The 20913-nt window shown below is 59.2% G+C and carries 15 protein-coding genes; 7 read left to right on the top strand and 8 right to left on the bottom strand.

Annotation, left to right across the window (positions count from 1 at the left end; all coding sequences use genetic code 11):
* Positions 1-1030, top strand: a 1030-nt coding sequence (locus tag AMR42_RS06140; protein WP_099532586.1) for a D-alanyl-D-alanine carboxypeptidase, incomplete at its 5' end; no start/stop codon positions are given.
* A 24-nt stretch (positions 1031-1054) separates the two neighbouring features.
* On the opposite strand, the gene AMR42_RS06145 is transcribed toward AMR42_RS06140, so the two are convergent.
* A complete protein-coding gene (locus AMR42_RS06145) occupies positions 1055-1591 on the bottom strand; it encodes a DUF4112 domain-containing protein (RefSeq protein WP_099532587.1) in 537 nt (178 codons plus the stop codon).
* 154 nt (positions 1592-1745) lie between these two features.
* Here AMR42_RS06145 and AMR42_RS06150 point away from each other — a divergent pair, with 154 nt between their 5' ends.
* Positions 1746-2816 carry a glycosyltransferase gene (locus tag AMR42_RS06150; RefSeq protein WP_158234380.1) on the top strand — a complete coding sequence of 357 codons (1071 nt, stop codon included), beginning with the start codon at positions 1746-1748 and terminating at the stop codon, positions 2814-2816.
* 449 nt (positions 2817-3265) lie between these two features.
* On the top strand, positions 3266-6073 hold the full coding sequence (locus tag AMR42_RS06155) for a bifunctional acetate--CoA ligase family protein/GNAT family N-acetyltransferase (protein WP_099532589.1): 2808 nt from the start codon (positions 3266-3268) through the stop codon (positions 6071-6073).
* Positions 6074-6240: 167 nt separating this feature from the next.
* On the opposite strand, the gene AMR42_RS06160 is transcribed toward AMR42_RS06155, so the two are convergent.
* From AMR42_RS06160 to gloB, 3 genes are all read right to left on the bottom strand, one after another.
* Positions 6241-6948 carry a rhomboid family intramembrane serine protease gene (locus tag AMR42_RS06160; RefSeq protein ID WP_099532590.1) on the bottom strand — a complete coding sequence of 236 codons (708 nt, stop codon included), beginning with the start codon at positions 6946-6948 and terminating at the stop codon, positions 6241-6243.
* 59 nt (positions 6949-7007) lie between these two features.
* Positions 7008-7811, bottom strand: coding sequence for a response regulator transcription factor (locus AMR42_RS06165; RefSeq protein WP_099532591.1), 804 nt, complete (start codon positions 7809-7811; stop codon positions 7008-7010).
* A 365-nt stretch (positions 7812-8176) separates the two neighbouring features.
* Positions 8177-8959, bottom strand: a complete 783-nt coding sequence (gloB, locus tag AMR42_RS06170) for a hydroxyacylglutathione hydrolase (RefSeq protein ID WP_099532621.1) — start codon at positions 8957-8959, stop codon at positions 8177-8179.
* Between the two features lie 106 nt (positions 8960-9065).
* Between gloB and AMR42_RS06175 the strand changes: the two genes are divergently transcribed.
* The 3 genes from AMR42_RS06175 to AMR42_RS06185 all read left to right on the top strand — a co-directional run bounded on the left by AMR42_RS06175 (position 9066) and on the right by AMR42_RS06185 (position 13057).
* Complete coding sequence (locus AMR42_RS06175) at positions 9066-9266, top strand: hypothetical protein (protein WP_099532592.1); 201 nt, start codon at positions 9066-9068, stop codon at positions 9264-9266.
* A 117-nt stretch (positions 9267-9383) separates the two neighbouring features.
* The gene (locus AMR42_RS06180; RefSeq protein WP_099532622.1) at positions 9384-10592 is read left to right on the top strand and encodes a glycosyltransferase family 4 protein; all 1209 of its coding nucleotides are present in this window, start codon (positions 9384-9386) and stop codon (positions 10590-10592) included.
* A 221-nt stretch (positions 10593-10813) separates the two neighbouring features.
* Complete coding sequence (locus AMR42_RS06185) at positions 10814-13057, top strand: ABC transporter ATP-binding protein (protein WP_099532593.1); 2244 nt, start codon at positions 10814-10816, stop codon at positions 13055-13057.
* A gap of 96 nt (positions 13058-13153) precedes the next feature.
* On the opposite strand, the gene AMR42_RS06190 is transcribed toward AMR42_RS06185, so the two are convergent.
* Positions 13154-13555 carry a response regulator gene (locus AMR42_RS06190; protein WP_099532594.1) on the bottom strand — a complete coding sequence of 134 codons (402 nt, stop codon included), beginning with the start codon at positions 13553-13555 and terminating at the stop codon, positions 13154-13156.
* A gap of 150 nt (positions 13556-13705) precedes the next feature.
* On the opposite strand from AMR42_RS06190, the gene AMR42_RS06195 reads away from it, so the two are divergent.
* On the top strand, positions 13706-16216 hold the full coding sequence (locus tag AMR42_RS06195; protein WP_099532623.1) for a DNA topoisomerase (ATP-hydrolyzing) subunit A: 2511 nt from the start codon (positions 13706-13708) through the stop codon (positions 16214-16216).
* Positions 16217-16408: 192 nt separating this feature from the next.
* On the opposite strand, the gene AMR42_RS06200 is transcribed toward AMR42_RS06195, so the two are convergent.
* The 3 genes from AMR42_RS06200 to infC form a co-directional block, all read right to left on the bottom strand.
* Positions 16409-16897 carry a Crp/Fnr family transcriptional regulator gene (locus AMR42_RS06200; protein WP_099532595.1) on the bottom strand — a complete coding sequence of 163 codons (489 nt, stop codon included), beginning with the start codon at positions 16895-16897 and terminating at the stop codon, positions 16409-16411.
* A 209-nt stretch (positions 16898-17106) separates the two neighbouring features.
* A complete protein-coding gene (locus tag AMR42_RS06205; RefSeq protein ID WP_099532624.1) occupies positions 17107-20124 on the bottom strand; it encodes an Npt1/Npt2 family nucleotide transporter in 3018 nt (1005 codons plus the stop codon).
* 185 nt (positions 20125-20309) lie between these two features.
* Positions 20310-20852: a translation initiation factor IF-3 gene (gene infC / locus AMR42_RS06210; protein ID WP_099532596.1), complete on the bottom strand. Its 543-nt coding sequence runs from the start codon at positions 20850-20852 to the stop codon at positions 20310-20312.
* Between the last annotated feature and the right edge of the window lie 61 nt (positions 20853-20913).

The following is a 20913-nucleotide window of genomic DNA, read 5'->3' on the forward strand; positions in this document are numbered from 1 at the left end:
GGCCGACGGGCCGATCGCCCAAGGAACCCTCCAGGGCAACTTGATTGTGCGCGGCGGTGGCGATCCGATGTTTGTTTGGGAAGAGGCGATCGCCCTTGGGAATGCGCTCCAGCAATTGGGCATCAACCGGGTAACCGGCGATCTGGTGATTGAAGGGCGCTTTGAGATGAACTTTTTGCCCGATCCAGAAGACCCCAACCCACCGGGGCCAGCCCTGGGCGGAACCTTACTGCGCCAAGGGATCAATGGAGCGGCTTGGTCGCCCTTGCTCACCCGTGTCCATGGAACTATGCCCCCCGGCACACCCAAGCCCCAGGTGGTGATTGCGGGAACGGTGCGGCCAGCGTTGGATGCCCTGCCCTCGGCTTCGCCCAACCAACTGCCCAACGCCACCGCCACACCGGGCACGACCACGCCCGTAGCGGGTCGGCGCTTGTTGATTCGCCATCGATCGCTGCCGTTGCTGAGTTTGCTGAAGCAAATGAACCTCTACAGCAATAATTTCATGGCCGAAACCCTGGCCCGCCAGATGGGCGGCGGCGTGAAGGTGGCGCAACAGTTGCGATCGCTCACGGGCCTGTCAGAAACGGAATTGAGATCGCTCAATGGCTCCGGTTTGGGCCAGGGCAATGCTTTTTCTCCCAGGGCGATCACCGCGATCGGGATTGCCTTGGAACGGCGCTTGCAAGTGCTGGGCATTCCGGAGGGCGTTGCGGCCCTGTTGCCCATGGCCGGGCGCGATCGGGGAACCATTGCCCGGCGCAAAATGCCCACCGGTTCCGCTGTCAAAACCGGCAGTTTGTTTAACGTCAGTGCCCTGTCTGGGTTTTTGCCCACGCGCGATCGGGGCTTGGTTTGGTTTTCGATCCAAAACCGCAGCACCAAAGTCAACAGCCTGCGGGCGGAGCAAGACAAACTCCTCACGGACTTACAAACCCAATGGGGTGGCCCACCGCAACCGGTGGTAATACCGCCCCCGATCGAGCCGTTTTTGGGCGACCCTAGCCGCAACGAACCCATCCAGACCTAGGGCCGATGCTCCAATTCCCGAAACCTATGCACCAACGAGAGTCCGCCAAGCCAGTTGCAGCAACCACAGGCTGAGGCTGGCCGTGGCGATCGTCAGCAGCAGCAGGCCCCCAATCAACAGCAACACAAACCGTTTGGACACGCGCCCCGGCCCCCGATCGGGTGCGTGCAAATGGGCTTCCAGCAACTGCAAATTTTGGGCATTGGCTTTCCAGGCCACATCCACCAAGTCCCCGAGGGCCGGAACCGCGCCGGCCAGGGTTTCCAAGGCAATATTCACAGTCATGCGGGTGAGCAGGGCGGGCGGTGTGCCCAGGCGGGCCGACTCCCAAACCAGATAAACCGACAGCAAAAAACTCACCAGGTCTCCCCCGATCGGGAGCAGGCCAATCACGGGATCGAGGCCCACCCGGTAGCGCACAATCGGCAGTTCGATCGCGTTGTCCATCAGGGTGGCGATCGCCCGAACCCGTTTCAAGCGTTGCCAATCTTGGCTAGAAAACTGCGGTGTGACCCCGGAGGTGGCGATCGGGGTGGAAGCGGCGGACGATCGGCGGTTCATGGGTGGCAGGGCAGTGGGGCCCCTTGCAGCATTGCCAAAATTGTAGGCGGCGATCGCGAAAGTTCCGTTTTCGATTGCTGTTTTTGAGGCGACCTGTCGTTATAACCCAATGTCCGAAGCAGCAATGCCCAACGCCACAAGATCGGATTCAGCAATGCCCAACCCAGCGATCTCAGTGATCATTCCGGCCTACAACGCAGCGGCTACCCTTTCCCAGACGATCGCCTCTGTGTTGGCCCAAACCGACCCAGATTTTGAAATTGTGGTGGTGGATGACGGGTCGATCGACCAGACCTGGGACTGCTTGCAAGCTTGGGCCGCGCGGGATGCTCGGGTGCGGCCATTCCGGTTTGCCAACGGCGGCCAGGCGATCGCCCGGAACCGAGGCTTAGCCCAAGCACGGGGCCAATGGATTGCCTTTCTCGATGCGGATGATTGGTGGACTCCGGACAAATTAGCGGCCCAGAAGGCGGCCTTGGCCGCCAATCCCCAAGCCGCCTTGGCCTATAGCTGGACGGACTACGTGGACGATCGGGCAACGTTTTCCCACCGAGGCAGCTATGTCAGCCTGGAAGGGGCCTTGCTGCCCGCTTTGTTACAGCTCAATTTTTTAGAAAATGGCTCTAACCCGCTGATCCGCCGATCCGCCCTGGCGGCCGTGGGCTGGCCGAATCCCGCCGATCCCCGCCCGATCGCCCCCTTTGATCCCACCCTGGTTCCCTCGGAGGATTGGGATTTGTGGTTGCGGTTGGCGGCCCGGTTTCCCCTGGTTTGCGTACCCCGGGTGCAGGTGCTCTATCGGATGGCAGCGGGATCCCAGTCGGCAAATGTGGCCCGCATTGCGCGATCGGGGTTGGCCTGTTTGCGGCAAACCATCGCCCAGCATCCCCACCTGGCCATTCATGGGCCGATCGCCTTTGGCAATTTCTATAAATATTTGCTCTATAAATATCTGGCCCCGCGCTTGGATGCCGTGACCCTGCGACTGAACCCGCCCGATCGCCAAGGGCTGCTCGGTTGGCAATTGGGTTGGCATCTCTTGGGCCATGATCCGGCCTTTGGGCGATCGCCCGGAGCAGTGAAAGCTTTGTTGGGATTACTGTTGATTGGTTTATGTTCCCCAAGGCTGCGGGCTAACCTGCTCGATCGGCTGGGATCCCGCGCCCGCTGGGTGAATCCCCAATCCCTACTGGGCTATATCCGCCGTCCTTCGGGGCCCCATTGATGGGCATCTTGAGTGACACCAAACTTGTCAGATTTTTTCAAAGTTCGTTCAGATTTCTTGGAATTCCCCTTTCCTGATGTTCCCAATGTTATTGAGGAGGCAACATCAGGGTGCTGCATCAATAACGCGGAATTGAAAACGCTGAATCGAAAAAACTGTATGCGATTTAGGGAATTCCCCATCAAGTCGGGTCAAGATCGGATCAAGACTTCACGATCGACAGATTCCCTAACCTCCGAGCGGCAGCCAGCCCCATGGCCTGCATCCCCGCAAATGCCGTCAATTGAGATTGCGGCGATGGTGTCAACCCCAAACGAACGCTAGGGCCGGGATGAATTGCGACCTTGGGGCTGCCTGAGCGGTGTTGCGTTGATCTGAACAATTGGGCCATGGGCCCGGCATTGCCCCTTTGTCTTCTTTACCTATTGCATTCACGTAGGTCGCTGGCTATGACAGTTGCTTCCATCGCCCTTGAAGTCTCTCCCGATCGCCATCCTTTGGATGCAATTTTTGTGCCTCGGAGTGTGGCGCTGATTGGCGCAACCGATCGTGAAGGGAGTGTGGGGCGCACGCTCTTGACCAATTTGTTGCAAAACCCCTTTGGGGGCACGGTGTTTCCCATTAATCCCAAGCGATCAAACGTGTTGGGAGTCAGGGCCTATCCCTCGATCGCGGAAGTGCCCGAAACCGTGGATTTGGCGGTGATTGCCACCCCAGCGGCCACCGTTCCGGACTTGATTCGCGATTGTGGCCAGGCAGGGGTACGCGGGGCGATCGTCCTGTCTGCGGGCTTCAAGGAAATTGGCCCCGCTGGCATTGAACTAGAAAAACGACTCCTGACCGAAGCCCGCCGCTACAACATGCGGGTGGTGGGCCCCAACTGCTTGGGGGTGATGAATCCGATTTCCGGTTTGAACGCCACCTTTGCCAGCGCCATGGCCCGGCCGGGAAATGTGGCATTCCTGAGCCAAAGCGGGGCCATGTGTACGGCGATTTTGGATTGGAGCTTCCGGGAACAGGTGGGCTTCAGTTCCTTTGTGTCGATCGGGTCAATGCTGGATGTGGGCTGGGGCGACCTGATTGAATACCTGGGCGATGATCCCCGCACCCACACGATCGCCATTTACATGGAATCGGTGGGGGATGCGCGGGCCTTCCTGTCGGCGGCGCGAGAAGTGGCGCTGCAAAAACCGATCATGGTGATCAAGGTGGGACGCACGGAAGCGGCGGCCCAGGCGGCCGCCTCCCACACGGGATCGCTATCGGGTAGTGACGCGGTGTTGGATGCGGCCTTCCGGAGATCGGGGGTGTTGCGCGTCGAGACGATCGAAGACCTGTTCGACATGACCGAAGTGCTGGCCAAACAACCCCGCCCCCGGGGGCGCAAGTTGATTGTGCTGACCAATGCGGGCGGCCCTGGGGTGTTGGCGGCCGATGAGGTGGTTTCCGGCGGGGGCGACTTGGCCGAGCTGTCACCGGAGACGATCGAGCGGTTAGACCAAGTGTTGCCGCCCAGTTGGAGCCGCCGCAACCCGATCGACATTTTGGGAGATGCCGACCCCGATCGCTATTCCCAGGCCTTGGAAATCGCCGCCGCCGATCCCAACGGAGACGGGCTGCTGACCATCCTCACCCCCCAGGCCATGACCGATCCCACCCAAATTGCTGAACGGCTGCGGCCCTATGCCCATTGCGGGAAGCCGATCTTGGCCAGTTGGATGGGCGGTTCGGCCGTGGCCGCTGGCGAGGCCATTTTGAACCAAGCGGGCATCTTCACCCTCCCCTACCCCGACGCGGCCACCCGGGTGTTCAACTACATGTGGCGCTACAGCTACAACCTGCGGGGACTGTATGAAACCCCCAATGCGGTCGCGGGTAGTTTTGCCGCTGAACCCGATCGGGCCGCCGTCACTCGGATCATTCAACAAGCCCAAGCGGTGGGCCGCAATCTACTCACGGAATTTGAAGCCAAGCAAATCCTGGCCGCCTATGGAATTCCCGTGGTGGAAACCCGCATCGCCACCAAACTCGAAGAGGCCGTGGAAATTGCCAACGATATTGGCTATCCCGTGGCCCTCAAGCTCTATTCCGAAACCATCACCCACAAGAGCGATGTGGGCGGTGTGCGGCTGAATTTGCAAAATGCCAATGAGGTGCGCTGGGCTTACCTGGCGATCGTGGCCGGCGTGGCGATCGCCAACCGTCACAAGTCCCCACAAACCAGCAGCTACACCGAAGAAGGGGATGCAGATCCCCAACGGCGCGTCCTCACAGCGGACTTTTTGGGGGTCACCGTGCAACCCATGCTCAAGTTAGATGGCTATGAGCTAATTCTGGGCAGTAGTGTGGATCCACAATTTGGCCCCGTGTTGCTGTTTGGGTTGGGCGGTCAGTTGGTGGAGGTGTTCCGCGATCGCGCCTTGGGCCTGCCCCCGCTCAACACCACTCTGGCTCGGCGGATGATGGAACAAACCCGCATTTACAAAGCCCTGCAAGGGGTACGCGGCCGGGCCCCCGTGGACTTGGCCGCCCTGGAGCAACTCCTGGTGCGTTTCAGCCAACTGGTGGTGGAACAGCCCTGGATTAAGGAAATTGACATCAATCCCCTCCTCGCCCGCGAAGCTGGCCAGGCCGTGGCCACCGGAACCACCAGTTCGCTGATTGCCCTGGATGCGAGGGTTGTGTTGCACCCGCCCATGGATCCGGCAACGTTGCCCCGGCCGGCCATCCGCCCTTATCCGATTCAATACGCGACTCCCTGGACCCTGCGCGACGGCACAACGGTCAATATTCGCCCCATTCGCCCGGAGGATGAACCGCCTTTGGTGCGTTTCCACGAGAGTTTGTCGGAACAAACGGTTTATCTGCGCTATTTCCACGCCCTGAAACTGAGCCAGCGGATTAGCCACGAGCGCCTGTCACGAATTTGCTTCATTGACTACGATCGGGAAATGGCCCTGGTGGCGGAGGGGCGCGATTCCAGTGAAGAACGGGAAATTTTGGGAGTCAGCCGCATTAGCAAGCTACATGGCTCCAATGAAGCGGAGTTTGCCATGCTCATTCGCGATCGCTACCAAAATCAGGGGCTAGGCACGGAACTTTTGCAGCGGTTGGTTGCCATTGCCCGCGACGAAAAGATCGATCGACTGCGGGGCGAAATTTTGCCCAACAACGCCCCCATGCGCCATCTGTGCGAAAAACTGGGTTTCCAAATCCAACGGGCCGCCGATATCACCTTGGCCGTGCTGGAACTCTAGGCTTGACGGAGAACTTGGCTCGAAGTTCGGCTCGAAGTTCGGCTCGGATGGGCGATCGGGGTTTCATCCAAACCCAACCATGGGAACTGGGATAGTCTGCTCAGTTCCCATCAGCGAATCCCGTTAGCGAATCTCATCAACAAACATTCTCGGTCTGAAATTTTTGCTTAATCATCGTCCTTGAATAGCCCCAACAATGGCCCCAGAACGGCCCCGGCCACGAAGCCGCCCGCATGGGCCCAATAGGCAATTCCACCCCCACTCAAGCCGATATTCATGGGCTGCTGGAGCGATCCCAGCCCATAAAGGGCCTGTTGCAAAAACCAAATACCCAAGTACCAAAAAGCCGCAATTCGTAAGGGGATGAGCACAAATCCTAGGGGCACGAGGGTTAAAATGCTCGCCCGGGGATAGCGCAGGATATAGGCTCCCATGACTCCCGCGATCGCACCGCTAGCACCTAATGAAGGGACAGCAGATAGCGGCGCAAAAAACCACTGGCAAAGCCCTGCAATGGCTCCAGAAGCCAGGTAAAACAATAGGTATTTCACGGATCCCAATCGATCTTCAACATTGTTGCCAAAGATCCACAGGAACAGCATGTTTCCGCCCAAGTGGGCCCAGCCCCCATGCAAAAACTGGGAGGTGAGCAAGGTTAGGGTTTCGGGCAAGTTGGTTCCAGGGATGGTGACTGGATAGCCGTTGAACTGTGCGGTCAGCTCTAAGGGCACGACGGCCCACACCTCAAACAACGCCCGTAATTGCAAGGGGCTGAGGCTGACTTCATAGAGGAATACGAGCAGGTTGACCCCAATTAGCCCGTAGGTCACATAGGCTGTGCGGCGGGTGGGATTGTCGTCGCCAATGGGAAACATGCGCGATGATCGGGCTGGCTCGATCCAATTGATTTGTCAGGATCCTAACGCGATCGCCCCTAGCCCGAAGACACGGACAACATCGATCGGGACAAGGCCCCGCCACCGGAACCAGCCGGCCCACCCCCCACCGGATTTGGCGGCGGGCCGTGGCCATTGGTGGGTTCCCGGTGCAGTTCCAAGCGCTCCAAATTGAGGCGATAGCCCACATTGCGGACTGTTTGGATGGTGCTGGGTTGGCGGGGATCGGCCTCCAGCTTTTTACGCAGGGACAGCACATGGGTATCGACCGTGCGTGGATTGTCGATCGACTCAGGCCAAGCCCGCTGCAAAATTTCCGCCCGACTGAGGGGCACGCCGCCCGCCTGGGCCAGGGCATAGAGCAGGCTAAATTCCTGGGGAGTCAGCTCGATCGCCCGTTCAAACAGCCAAACCCGCCGCTGAATTAGATCAATCCGCAACACGCCACAGTCCAGCAGGGCCGGAGCCGATCGCGATCGACCCCGACGCACCAACGCCTGCACCCGCGCCAAAAACTCCTGCATCCCAAAAGGCTTGCGCAGATAATCATCGGCCCCTGCCCGCAGGGCCGCCACCGCATCCGCCTCGCCCGATCGCGCCGAAATCATCAGCACCATCGGCTGCTGAACCCGTTGCAACCAGGCACAGAATTCCAAACCATCCCCATCGGGCAAATCGGGATCCAGCACAACCAACATTGGCCGTTGGGCCTGGGCCACGTCCCGTGCTTGCTGAAGCGTTGCTGACGGACAAACCACGTAGCCCAGTTGTTGTAAGTGCCACCCCAACAACGAGCGTAGGTGTGGATTCGTCTCAATAATCTGAATGCTAATAGGAGCCACAGGCTTGATTCAACTCGTTGTTGCCCAATGCGGCAGCAGATTCGAGAATTACCCTGTAGCCTAGCAAGGATTTTTTGGACTATTTGTAGCCGAAACTACGCAGATTTAAACTTCATCGTCAATCTGCCTTTTCCAGGAGCGTTGTTAGGAAATCGTTCAGCCCCCTTAGTGATCGAAATGATGGCTCAATTGCCCATCCCCAAACCACTTGCGCCATTGATAGCAATGGTCGTTTGGGTTGATGCCTAGGTTAAATTGCCTCAGGGGTTACCAATTTTCATGCCCCTTGGATGATCAAAGGAGCGGACTGGGTTTTCGATGGAGAAGGCCTTAGGAGGCGACCTCTTGCCGACATCTTGATCTCGCTACCAAAGATCTTTTTTGCCCCGCAGACGGGTAAAGGTACGAACGGGATCATCTGTGGCCATGGCTGCTTGGACGGCAGGACTATCCCAACGCAGAAAAGGGTTGGTTTGTTTTTCTTGGCCCAGGCTGAGGGGAACGGTGGGTTGCTGGCGCGATCGCGCGAGGCGAGTTTCCTGGAGGCGTTGTTGCAGCGCATGGTTTTGGGGTTCGATGGTTTGGGCAAATTCCAGGTTGCCCAAGGTGTATTCATGGGCACACCAAATCCGGGTGCTGTCTGGCAGTTGGCGCAGTTGATCGATTGACTGGAGCATTTCGGCCGGTGTGCCCTCAGAGAGGCGACCGCAGCCGGCCCCAAAAATCACATCCCCGGAAAATAAATCGCCCCAACCGTCGCTGTCGGGGCCGTTGGCGGGAGCGAAGTAATAGGCCACATGGGCGCGGGTGTGGCCGGGCACAAAGAACACTTGAGCGGTGCGATCGGCAAAGGGAATTGTTTCGCCCCCTGCCAAAAACACCTGTTGCGCGGGAATTCGCCCCCGATCGCGCGCGCCCCCATAGACCACCAGCTCGGGAAAGGCCTGCAAGAGGGCCGGTGTGCCCCCCACATGATCACGGTGGTGATGGGTGTTAAAAATTGTGGTGAGGTGGCAATTGAGGGCTGCCAGCCGATCGAGCACCGGTTGTGCTTCCGCCGGATCCACCACGGCGGCCTCTTGACGAGCGCGATCGACTAACAAAAAGATATAGTTGTCCAACAGAGCCGGAATGCGTTCGACGTACATTGGGGTGCGAAATAGAATTAACAACAGACCCCCCACCGCGCGAAGAGCGCGCAAGCGGCGAAAATCGCGGCGGATCGGCCTTGCGACCTCTTCGACATCAGCGTCAATGGCGACGAAAGCGACAGAATTCGACCTTCAGCCAATTCTCGATCGCTTAGATGGAGTCGAGGCGATTCCCCGGCAAGATTACCTGAGCCTGGCCAACTGCCTTCTCAGTGATTTTAAGATGACTGACGATCAGCGGCGGCAAGTGTCCAGGCTCTTTGACCTGGTGAAGTTGGGGCGGGTGCGAATTGTGCATCCATAGGCTGGTCTGGCCATAAATTTGGCCTGGCCGAACGATCTAGACCGTCAGAACCCTTGAGCAGATTGGCAAGTTGGCTGATCTGCGGTGGTTCCTCGCCCTTTTGCTGCTGTGCCGCTGATGTCTGTTTTTTCCAAGTCTCAACCCTCGGCCCAACCGCGCCAAGTCACCATTCTGGTGAGCGATCTGTCCACCAAGGGGGTCGGCCGTTGGGGCGGCGCGGTGCGCACGTTTTTGTTGGCCCAAGCGCTCGATCGCCTGGGTTATCGAATCCAGATCGTGGGGTCGGTGTTTGGGGAGTTGGGAACGTTGCCCGCTCCGCCCCACTGGCAGGTGGTGACCGTGCCGGGTTGCCCCTATCCCGGCTACTTTCGCTCGATCGCCCGGCTTTGGCCCCAAATTACCGGCGACATTATCTATGCCCAAAAGCTGAAGCCCAGCAGCTACGGCTTGGGGCTGCTGAAGGCGATCACCCATCGGCGGCCGGTGATTGTGGATATTGATGATTGGGAATTGAGCTGGCACGGGGGCGATCACTATCGCTATCGGCTGCGGCCGCGCAAATTTCTGCGCGACTTGTTGGGCAAAGATGGGGAACTGCGCCGGCCTGATCATCCCCTCTATCTCCAGGCGATCGAGCCTTGGGCCAGCCACGCCACGGCAATTACGGTGAATACCTTGGCGTTGCAGCAACGGTTTGGTGGGGTTTTGATTCCCAGCGGCAAGGACACGGCCCTGTTTGATCCCGATCGATTCGATCCCGTCGCCGCTCGATCGCGCCAAGGCTGGCAAGACTACAAAATTTTGATGTTTCCAGGAGCCACCCGCCCCTACAAGGGCGTTGAAGACTTGCTTGAGGCCTTAGATCAGCTCAACGATCCACAAATTCGACTGGTGATCGTGGGGGGCAGTCCCTACGATGACTATGACCAGCAACTACAGGCCCGCTGGGGCCGATGGCTGATCTATTTACCCAAACAACCCGCCTCGGAAATGCCAGGGGTGGTGGCGGCGGCCCATGCGGTGGTGGTTCCCCAACGGGACACCCCGGAAACCCGCGCCCAATTTCCCCTGAAGCTGACGGATGGCATGGCCATGGGCAAGCCGGTCATTGCCACCCGCGTGGGTGATATTCCGCAATTGCTGGGAGATACGGGGCTGTTGGTGGAACCCAGCCAGCCCCCCCAACTGGCCCAAGCCATTCGCCAGGTGTTGGATGATCCGGAACAATCGGGGGCGATCGGGCGGCGGGCCCGACAGCGCTGCATTGAACACTACAGCCTGGAAGCGATGGCCACGGGTCTGCACCAAATTCTCGATCGGTGTTAGGGCAGCGAGGCGGGGCTGCTGCGGGCCGGTGGCCAAGAAGCGGTGGCGGTCGCCCCCCATCGGGCCAATGCCCGGCCTAAAATTCAGATGCGCATTTCTCCAGATCCCCGGGGCGATCGCATCAGGACGTTGCATCAGGTTTTGCCTGATGGGTTCTTGGCTGGTTTTTAGCCACCGCTGCCTGTTTTGGGTAGACCCCGTTCCTTTTTTCTTGTGATCCAATGGCCCGACGCAAATTCCTTTGGCAACTGATTCGGCGCTATCCCCGACAAGCCGCTTGGACGATGATCATGGGCTTCTCGGGGGCCCTGTTCAACGGGGTAAGCACGGCGCTGATTGTGCCAGTGGTGCTGCGCTTTTTGGGCCAGGAGATGGTGCTGTCCGGCGGGCCGCCCATTTTGCGCAAACTTTTTTCGCCCTTTGAGGGACTGCCCTTGGCCTACCAACCGATCGCCATGGCCGTGGCGGTGGTGGGCACGATCGCCCTCAAAAACCTGGCCACCTACCTCAGCGCCTTGGCCGTCGGAATTTTGCAGCGATCGCTGGCGGCTGACCTGCGAATGAACGCCATTCAGTTGCTGCTGGATGTGAATCTCAGCTACTTTGCTCGCACCCGTGTGGGCGACATCAACAACCGCCTGGGGAATGAAATTGGGCGGGTTTCGGCCACGGTGGCCAATTTGCTGCAATTGGTGGCCACCGTGGTCTCGATCCTGGTGATGGTGGGGCTGTTGTTGCTGCTGTCTTGGCAACTGACGGTGGTGGCCACGGTGTTGTTTGCGGGGGTGGTGTGGATTAATCAGCTTTATGTCAACCAGTCCCGCCAACTGGGGAAGGACGTGTCCCAAACCTCCAAGGACTATTCCGTGGCCCTGCTGGAGATTTTGGGCGGGATGCGGTTGGTGCGATCGGCTGCCATGGAGGCGCGGGAGTTCGATCGAATGCTGCGGCTAACCAAGGCCCGGGAGGCCGCGGAGTTTAAATCCCAGGCCAACTCGATCGCGATCGCCCCGGTCACGGAAGTGGTGAGCGTGGTGATGCTAATGGCGATCGTGGGCATCAGTCGTTGGTTGTTTGCGGATCAGCTCAGCGCCCTATCCACGGTGCTGCTAACCTATCTGACGCTGCTGTTTCGGCTGCTACCCCTGGTGGCCCAGCTCAACCGGTTGCGGGGCCAGTTGGCCAACACGGCCGCCAGTGTGGATGTGGTGGAAGACTTTTTGCGATCGAGCAACAAGACCTTTTTGGCCAATGGTTCCACCCCCTTCACGGGACTGCACCAGGATATTCGGTTTGAAAATCTCAGCTTTGCCTACGAAGGCAGCAGCGAGCTGACACTCCAAGACATCACCCTCACCTTGCCCCGGGGCACAACATTGGCCCTGGTGGGCAGCTCCGGAGCCGGGAAATCAACCCTCGTGGAGCTAGTGCCTCGGTTTGCCGATCCCACGGCGGGGCGGATCCTCATCGATGGTCAAGACTTACGCAGCTTTGACGTGCGATCGCTCCGGCGATCCTTGGGCATTGTCAGCCAGGAAACCTTTTTGTTTAACGACACCATCCGCAATAACATCGCCTACCCCATGCCCACGGCCACCGATGAGGAGGTGATTGCCGCCGCCAAATTGGCCAACGCTATGGAATTTATTGAGCGAATGCCGCGCGGCTTGGAAACCACCATTGGCGATCGGGGTGTGATGTTGTCGGGGGGGCAACGGCAGCGGCTGGCGATCGCCCGGGCCTTGCTGCAAAATCCCCCAGTTCTGATTTTGGATGAGGCCACCAGCGCCCTGGATACGGTGTCTGAGCGGTTGGTGCAGGAGGCGATCGAAACCCTCAGCCGCGATCGCACCGTGATCGCCATTGCCCACCGCCTCTCAACCGTGCAGCGGGCCCACCAAATCGCTGTCCTGGACAAGGGGCGCGTGGTGGAAGTGGGCAACCATGCGGAACTGCTGGCCAAGGGCGGAGCCTACGCCAAGCTCTACACCATGCAGTTTGGCAATGCCCGGGTGCAGCAACCGATGGCCACCGCCAGCGAAACCTTCAACCGCACCTCCTACGAAATTCGCACCCGGCTCAACATCACCGTCGGCTCCCTGCAATTGCTGGTGGATGACCTGGTGGACAGCAACGAGGAACGCCAAGAACTCCTGCGCGAATCCTATCGATCGGCCATTCGGATGTTGAGCACCATGGAGTTGTTTGAAGACGCGCTGCAAGTTCAGCGATCGTTCTACAGCGACTCGGGAGGTGGGGGCATGGATCGCTATGAAACCTTTGCCCAAATTTCCTATCAGGTGCGATCGCGCCTCAGCGAAATTATTGGGGCCCTGCGGCTCATTTTGGATGACTTGACCGATGATCCCGAAGAGGACGAACGGATTTTGAACGATACCTACGCCGCCGCTCTGGAAATTTTGAACATCCTCGAATCCCTAGAAGCCACGGGCAATCAAGCCTAGGGGCCGATCAGGCAATGGGCCACCCTCCCAACGGAAGATGGCCCAAACAGCAATTGGCGACCCGTGAACGATCTCTCCAGCCGTCGATCGCCCGCCCTACGCGTCCGTGGGCAGCAGGCTGACGATTTTGTCCACAAAGGCTTGGTGATCGACCACGGGCTTGGAAATGTAGTCATCCGCGCCACTTTCGGACAGGAAATTTTCCCGATCGCCTTCCATGGCGTGGGCCGTCACCAAAATGATGGGCAGCTTGGCCGTGGCCGGATCCCCCTTCAACATTTGGGTGATTTTAATGCCATCAACCGATTTGCCCTCATAGGTGCTGTGGGCCAAGGAAACGTCCATCAAGATGATGTCCGCTTCGCCCGCCCGGGCAATCTTCACGACCTCTTCCACATCTTCTGTGTGCTGCACGGCCAGGCCGCCCCGCTTGGTCAAAATTTTGGAGAAGACGCGTGCATTAATTGGGTCGTCTTCAACGATCAAAACCGTTTTCATCGAGCAAGTTGCGCCAAACGCGAGGCTGTCTAGTTGTTATGCTATGCCTCATTGCTCTTTCCGTGCAAGCAACTGCTGATTAATCCTCGTCTTTCTTGCGATTTTTAATTTCGCTCACCCCTTGGCCGTTTTTTGGACTGGACTCGCCTGATGACCGCGCAACTCAACCTTCTTGGCTCTGGGCAAATCATTCCGACTTCGCTGCATGGGGAAATGCAGCGATCGTATTTGGAATACGCCATGAGTACGATCGTCGGCCGGGCCCTGCCGGATGCGCGGGATGGCCTCAAGCCGGTGCATCGGCGGATTTTGTACGCGATGCATGAGTTGGGGTTAACGCCCGATCGCCCCTTTCGCAAATGTGCCCGGGTGGTGGGGGATGTGTTGGGGAAATATCACCCCCACGGAGACAAGGCGGTTTATGACGCGCTGGTGCGGATGGTGCAGAGCTTTTCCATGCGCTATCCCCTATTGCAGGGCCATGGCAATTTTGGCTCGATCGATGACGATCCACCGGCCGCCATGCGCTATACGGAAACCCGATTGGCGGAAATTGCCCAGGTTTCAGCCCTGGCAAACCTGAGCGAGGCCACCGTTAACTTTGCGCCCAATTTCGACAGTTCCCAACAGGAACCGGTGGTGTTGCCGGTGCAGTTGCCCCTGCTGTTGCTGAATGGCTGTTCGGGCATTGCCGTGGGCATGGCCACCAATATTCCCCCGCACCACCTGGGCGAGTTAGTGGATGGGTTGGTGGCGCTGATCGATCGCCCGGACTTAACCGATGCGCAACTGTGGAAACTGATTCCGGGCCCCGACTTCCCCACCGGGGGCGAAATTATCGGCACCAAGGGCATTGAGGATGCCTACCGCACCGGCAAGGGCAGCATTGTCCTGCGGGGGGTGACCCATGTGGAGGAAATTCCCGGCGGGCGGGGTCGCCAAAAACGGACGGCGATCGTGGTGACGGAGCTGCCCTACCAAACCAACAAGGCCAGTTGGCTAGAAAAAATGGCCGAGTTGGTGAACCTGGGCAAGCTGACGGGCATCAGCGACTTGCGGGATGAGAGCGATCGCGACGGAATTCGGGTTGTCATTGAACTGAAGCGGGAGGCGGAACCGGCGGCGGTTTTGAAGCAGCTTTATCGCCAAACGGATTTGCAGTCCACCTTTGGCATGATTCTGCTGGCCATTGTCGATCGCCAGCCCCAGCAGTTGAGCCTGAAGCAGGCCCTCCAAGTCTTTTTGGCGTTCCGGGAAGAAACCCTGACCAAGCAATTGACGGCCGATCGCGAGCAGGTGGCCGATCGATTGGAGTTGGTGGAAGGGTTAGTGCTGGCCCTGGACCATTTGGATGAAACGATCGAGATTTTGCGGTTTGCCCCGGACGGAACCACCGCCCAGGCACAGTTGGCCGTGCGGCTGGGCATGAGCGATTCCCAGGCCCAGGCGGTGTTGGGAATGCCCATGCGGCGACTGACGGGACTGGAGCGCCAAAAGCTGTTGGAGGAACGGGAAACCCTGCGATCGCGCCTAGCAGAGCTGTCGAATTTGTTGGACGATCGACAAGAACGGCTGAAATTCCTGAAAAAAGACCTGCGATCGTTCAAAAAGAAATTTGCCGATCCGCGCCGCACCCGAATTTTGGATGAAGCGACGGTGCAGGCGACCACGGAATCGCCAACGGTGGCGGCTCCCACGGCTCCAGAACCGGCGATCGTGGAACTGAGCGATCGGGGTTATGTACGGCGGGTTCCGCCCAAGCGACGGCGCAGCGAACCCACGCCGGGCGAGCTGACGGAACGGGACGAGGCCGCCGTACAGACCTTTAATACGCAAACCGATCGGGAATTGTTAGTGCTCACCCGATCGGGCAAGGCCTATAGCCTACGGGTGGGCGACATTCCCCCCATTAGCAAAAAAGCGCCCCGAGGATTGCCCCTGGTCACCCTCCTGCCGGAATCGGCCCGATCGACCGCCCTGCAAAGTGCGGATGATTCGGTGGCGGCCCTGGCCCGGGAAATTGTGGCCGTGTTGTCCTTGGACTTTGCCGATCGCCCCAATCCGCCCCAGGATTTGATTGTGCTCACTCAGCAAGGGCGGGTGAAGCGCTTGGCCCTGGGGGAATTTGAGCGAATTACCGGGCGGGGCCTGGTGGCCCTGAAGCTGAAGGAGGGCGATCAGTTGGTGGCCGCCGCCTTGGGATCCGAGGGCGATCGGCTGGTGGTGGCCACTTCCATGGGCCGAGGCATGATTGTGCCCCTGGACGCGGTGACCCTACCGGTCAGCAACCGCAACACCCAAGGAGCCTTGGCCACGAAGGTGAGCCGATCGGAACGGTTGTTGGGCTGTTGCACCTTAAGCCCGGGGCAAACCTTGGCCCTGATCACCGAGCGGGGCTATGGCAAGCAACTACGGGTGGATCGCCTGCGCCTGAATGAATTGGGCGAAGCGGGCAGCAATTTTCTGACCCTGGCGCGGGGTGATCGGCTGGCGGCCATGGCTCCGGTGGCCGATCACGGCCTGTGGTGGATCAGCACCAACACGGGTCGATCGGGCGGCTTAGCTTGGGCCGATTTCCCCGTTCTGGGCCGCGAGGATCAGGGCGATCGGCTGGTGAAACTGGCCAGCACTGAGGCCATTACCGGAGCGATCGCCCTGTAGTTCAAGATCTTCACTGGGCGCTTTGTTTAGGCTCGGGCGCGGTTGGCCCTAGTGGCGTGGCTGCCTTAATTCGCTGGGTTAAATTACATGGCTGTTACCGTCACCTGATCGCTAAGCAGCAAGGGGCTTAAGCCCCTTGTTACCACGACTGGCTCCACAACTTTGACCCAATGTATTAAGCCTGTCGCGCTATTAGCTGTTTTGGGAATTGGACGGTAAGAGGGTTGATCCGGATCCTTTGCCGTCCAATTCGCGACTGGCATTCAGTTTTTGATTCAGCTCCCGAATCCGACGAGAGAGCAGCCGAATCACATTCACCGCAATATCGGGAGTTTCGTCGATCGCGTCGTAGAGCTGCTGTTGGGTCAGCATCAAGCATTCGCAGGGTTCGATCGTCGTGACGGAGGCCGATCGGGGTTCCGCATCAAACAGCGACATTTCCCCAAAAAAGGATCCTTTCCCTAGATGGGCCAAATCTCGATCGTTCAGATGCACCCGCACCCGTCCCGACACCACAATGTAGAGCGATCGCCCCTCTTGCCCCTGCGTGAAGATCGTTTGCTTGGCAGAAAACGATAACTCATCCATGCAGGAAGCCAACCGCACGAGGAACTCGTCGCGCAGTTCTTTAAAAATCGGGACTTCGCGGATAAAGAGCAGGCGATCGACGCTAGTGAGCATGAGCGGCTAGGCGCGGTGGGTCAAGCAGCAGGCCCCAGGCGGTCAATGACTCAAAGCTGGTTGATGCACCGCGAGGGCAAGGCTGGAGGTGAAACGACATGATGAAGGCTCAACACCCCGCTATCTTATCCCGCTTTGTGGGAGTGGCGAGTGCTGGGCTGGGGGTTCTTCGCGGGCAGAGTTCAATCAACCCGGAGCCACCCCAGTCCCTAGGCAGGGCCCGAAGCCTCGGCGGACTTGGTGGGCAGGGCAACGCCCAACCCCTGGGCCAGATGTTGCACCTGGGCTAGAACCAGGCGATCGGGATCATGCACCATCCGGGGCAAAATTTCCGCCAACATCCGCTGAGAAGCCAACTCCAAATAGGCTAGCACCGCTTCCCGCACAAAGCCGCGTGGGTGACGCAAACAGGCCAGGGTTTGATCCGTCGTCAAGCTCCAGCGCAAAGACCGCGCCACATGGAAGCAACAGGCCAAGGGCCAATCGGACAGGAAATAGCGCAAATCCAAAAGCCGCCGCACCCGATCGCGCGGGGGCATGGGTTGGTAATGCATCAGCTCATTCACCGCCGCCAGCCGATCGCGATCGTTGGCGGAGTCAAAAATTCCCAACACCGCCCGCTTACTGGGAATATCCAGCGTATTGTCCAAAATCTCCAAGCCCCGAGCCACGGACTCCCGCGACCCCGATCGCAAATTGAAGGAAGCCGCTTGAATCGACCCGATCGGGTAGAGGAACTTCATCAGGGAAAAGAGCCGTTCATGGGCATCCTGAATCGAATCGCGCAGGGACTGGCGCAGCAGATCCGCCTCCCGCCCCGTGAGGGACGCTTCCGACAAATCCACCAGCGCCGCCGCCAATTGCCCCACGTAGCGCAACTCCTGGTCGATCGCCATTTCCACCCCACTTCGCCCAATCCGCCGCAACACGCCCTCAATCCCCGCGTCATCGGGCAGCTTCAGCAGGGTGCGCATAATCGTTTGGCGGGTGGCTCCCCAGGACACCAACAACCGCGACACCAAAATATCCAAGGCTTCTGAGGTGCTAATGCGCCCGATCGCCCCCCAGGCCTGCATCCGCATCAGATCCGGCTTATGGCAGTCCTCCGCCATTTCCAACAGCATCGGCAGCACCTCATGCTCCAGCTTGGTCAACCCGCGCAGGGCCGATTCCCGGGTGCTCTTGTAATTCAGCCCCCGCAACAGGGCCGGGTAATAGTCTTCCAGCCGGGCCGAGGCAATCACTTCCAGCAGGGCGCAACGCACCTCTACCGATGAATCTTGAAGCAAATCCGGCACATACAACCGCAGGGCCTGGAGATAGGCCGCCTCGCCCAAGGCCCGACAACCCATCACCCGCTCTCGCACATCGCCGCTGGTGAGCATTCGGCGCAAACTGTTGGTGGCTTCGGCCTTTTGGCTCGCGGATCCTCGGCGCATGATTAACGAGGCCGCCGTGCCCCGCACCATGGGATCCACCTCCGGCCGCAGGTAGGGCTGCAAATGGCGCACATCCTGATCGGATTCCGTAATCCAGACGTAGCGCAGGGCCGCCGCCAGTACCTCCGGCGGTGGTTGCTGGACAATCAGGGCCCGCACTTGCGCGAGATAGTCCGTTTGGGGCCGCTCCAGCATCACTTCCAAACATTGCTTTTGCAGCACGGGCGGAAACCCGGTCAGCAGGGGAGCCAGCACTTCACTGGCCCGCTCGGGGTCAATGCGGCTCAGGAGTTCGATGCACGATCGCTTGTCTTCGGGGGTGGTTCCCGGTTGCACCAGGGCCTCAATCACCGCCTGGCGCAGGGTGGAAGAGTCCACATCCATCGTGCCCAGCCGGCCCCGCTCGGCGCTGATCACCAACAGGCTGATGTAGCGCGATCGCAACCCCAACACCGCCACCACCCAGAGCACCGCCAAAATGACGATCGCCCCCAGCACAATCCAGCTTTGGGCTTCCAGGTAGTCCGGTGGTAAAAAGTGCTTGCAAACAAACACCGTCCCCAAAATCAGCAGCCCCGCCAGCCCCGTGGAGAGCGACTCAAACACGCCGCGAACCCGGGCTTGGATGCTGCCCCGCACGCTGTCGGGAATGGGCTGGAACAGCACTGGGTTGGTGCTGGCAAAGAGGGTGTAGCGCAGTAGCTCATCCATGAACTTCAGGCCGATCGCCCCCAGGAACGCGCCCGAAAATCCATGGGCCGCTAGCGGAATGCTCAACAGGGCCAAAACCCCGGAAATCAGCACCGCCGTGGGCAAAATGGCCGCCGATCGAAACAGGCCAATCCGCTCGATCGCCCGACTGGACACCAGCCATTGGGTCAGCAACTCCGCCAACCCCAACACCCCGTTAAACAGTCCCAAAAAACTGGCAATCTCGCTGGCCACGTCACCCCCGGTGCCCGTGCCCGCCGTCGTTTTGCTCTGCAACTCCAGTCGATCAAAAAACTGAAATTCCACCAGCAGAAACAACACCTGCGCCAGCATGAAAAAGGCCACCAGCCAGCCCGCATAGCTGCGCAGGGGCCCCTGCAGCCGACGATTAGAATCCGCCTGGGACTCTTCGGTGTAGCGACTGGGGGAATCGGGGAAGGCCTGGCTGTAGGCCCGGCCCAAATAAAACAAAATGCCGCCCCCAAAGGCGATCGTGGCGGCCGCCAACAGCAACACATTCGGCAGCCCCACCCAATCCAACAGCACCGGCAGCGAAAAACCGCTGATCACATCCGCCACCAGCACACCACTGCTGATGAGGGGATAGGTGCGCTTAATTTCCCGAATGTTAAAAAGCTGGTTGGCAGTGATGGAAGTGTTGATGTCATTGAGCACATAGGTCACATCCAGCCACAGCCGCATCACAAAAACCGTGATCGCCGCCAGGTGCTCAATACCCAATCCCGCCCGAAAGGCCACCAGGGGCAGGGCAATCAAAATCGGAATCAAGACGATCGTCTGACGCAGGGGAATGACCTTCTGCATCAGGGAATAAGCAAAGCCCATCAAGGCCCCGATCGCCGCGTTGCCCAAATAAATGAGCGGCAGACCCACGGCCCCGTAGCGATCGACAAACAGACCCGCCGTGCTGTTATCCAGCCAACTCAACCCCACGGTGGTGGTGGTGTAGAAGGCGAACATCAACCAAGTGCGTTCCCCTTCTTCGGGCCGAAGGTTCAGCCAGCGCAGCACCTGTTGCCATGCGCCGCCTCGGGTTCCCTGATAGTTGGCATCCATGGGCGATCGGTCAATCAAATGGAGTGGGCGGACGGGCAAGGGCAGAGGGGCGCGCGATCGCACGCCCCCCACCACACAAGGGTGACAAAACCATGGACGGCTCGTCAATCTAATGATCACGGTTGGGCCCAGGGGCCCCCGTGTGCCATCACCCAGTTTTCACCCCTGGCCATCCTTGCCGAAGGTTACTTTTCCCGCTTGGGTGACAGCAGCATCATCATATTGCGGCCTTCCCGCTTCGGTGCTTGCTGCACCTCAGCCACTTCTTGCAGATCCTGCATCATTTGATTGAGCAAGGTTTCCGCCAGGTGGGCGTGCTGAATTTCCCGCCCCCGGAAGGTGATCGTAGCCTTCACTTTGTCGCCGGCCTTGAGGAAGCGTTCAGCGGCGCGGATCCGCACTTGGTAATCGTGCGGGTCGATTTTGTAGCGCATCTTGACTTCTTTCACGTCAGCCGTATGCTGCTTCTTCTTGGCCTCGCGCGCCTTCTTTTCTTGCTCAAACTTATATTTGCCGTAGTCCATGATCCGGCAAACGGGCGGCACGGCCTTGTCACTAATCAGCACGAGGTCTAGTTCCTTTTCCTCGGCCATGCGGCGTGCGTCGTAGGTGGGGATGATTCCAACCTGTGCGCCGTCTGCATCAATCAGGCGCACTTCGGGAAAGCGGATGTTTTCGTTGATGGGGGGAAGATTCGCGGGTTTGCGTTTGTCGATGACTGGTGGCATTGGTGAAATGGATTCTGGGGTAGCGCGATCGCTGTGAATGGAGCTTTTGAAGTTTGTTTAG

It is taken from the genome of Limnothrix sp. PR1529 (assembly GCF_002742025.1).
Taxonomy (GTDB): Bacteria; Cyanobacteriota; Cyanobacteriia; order CACIAM-69d; family CACIAM-69d; genus CACIAM-69d.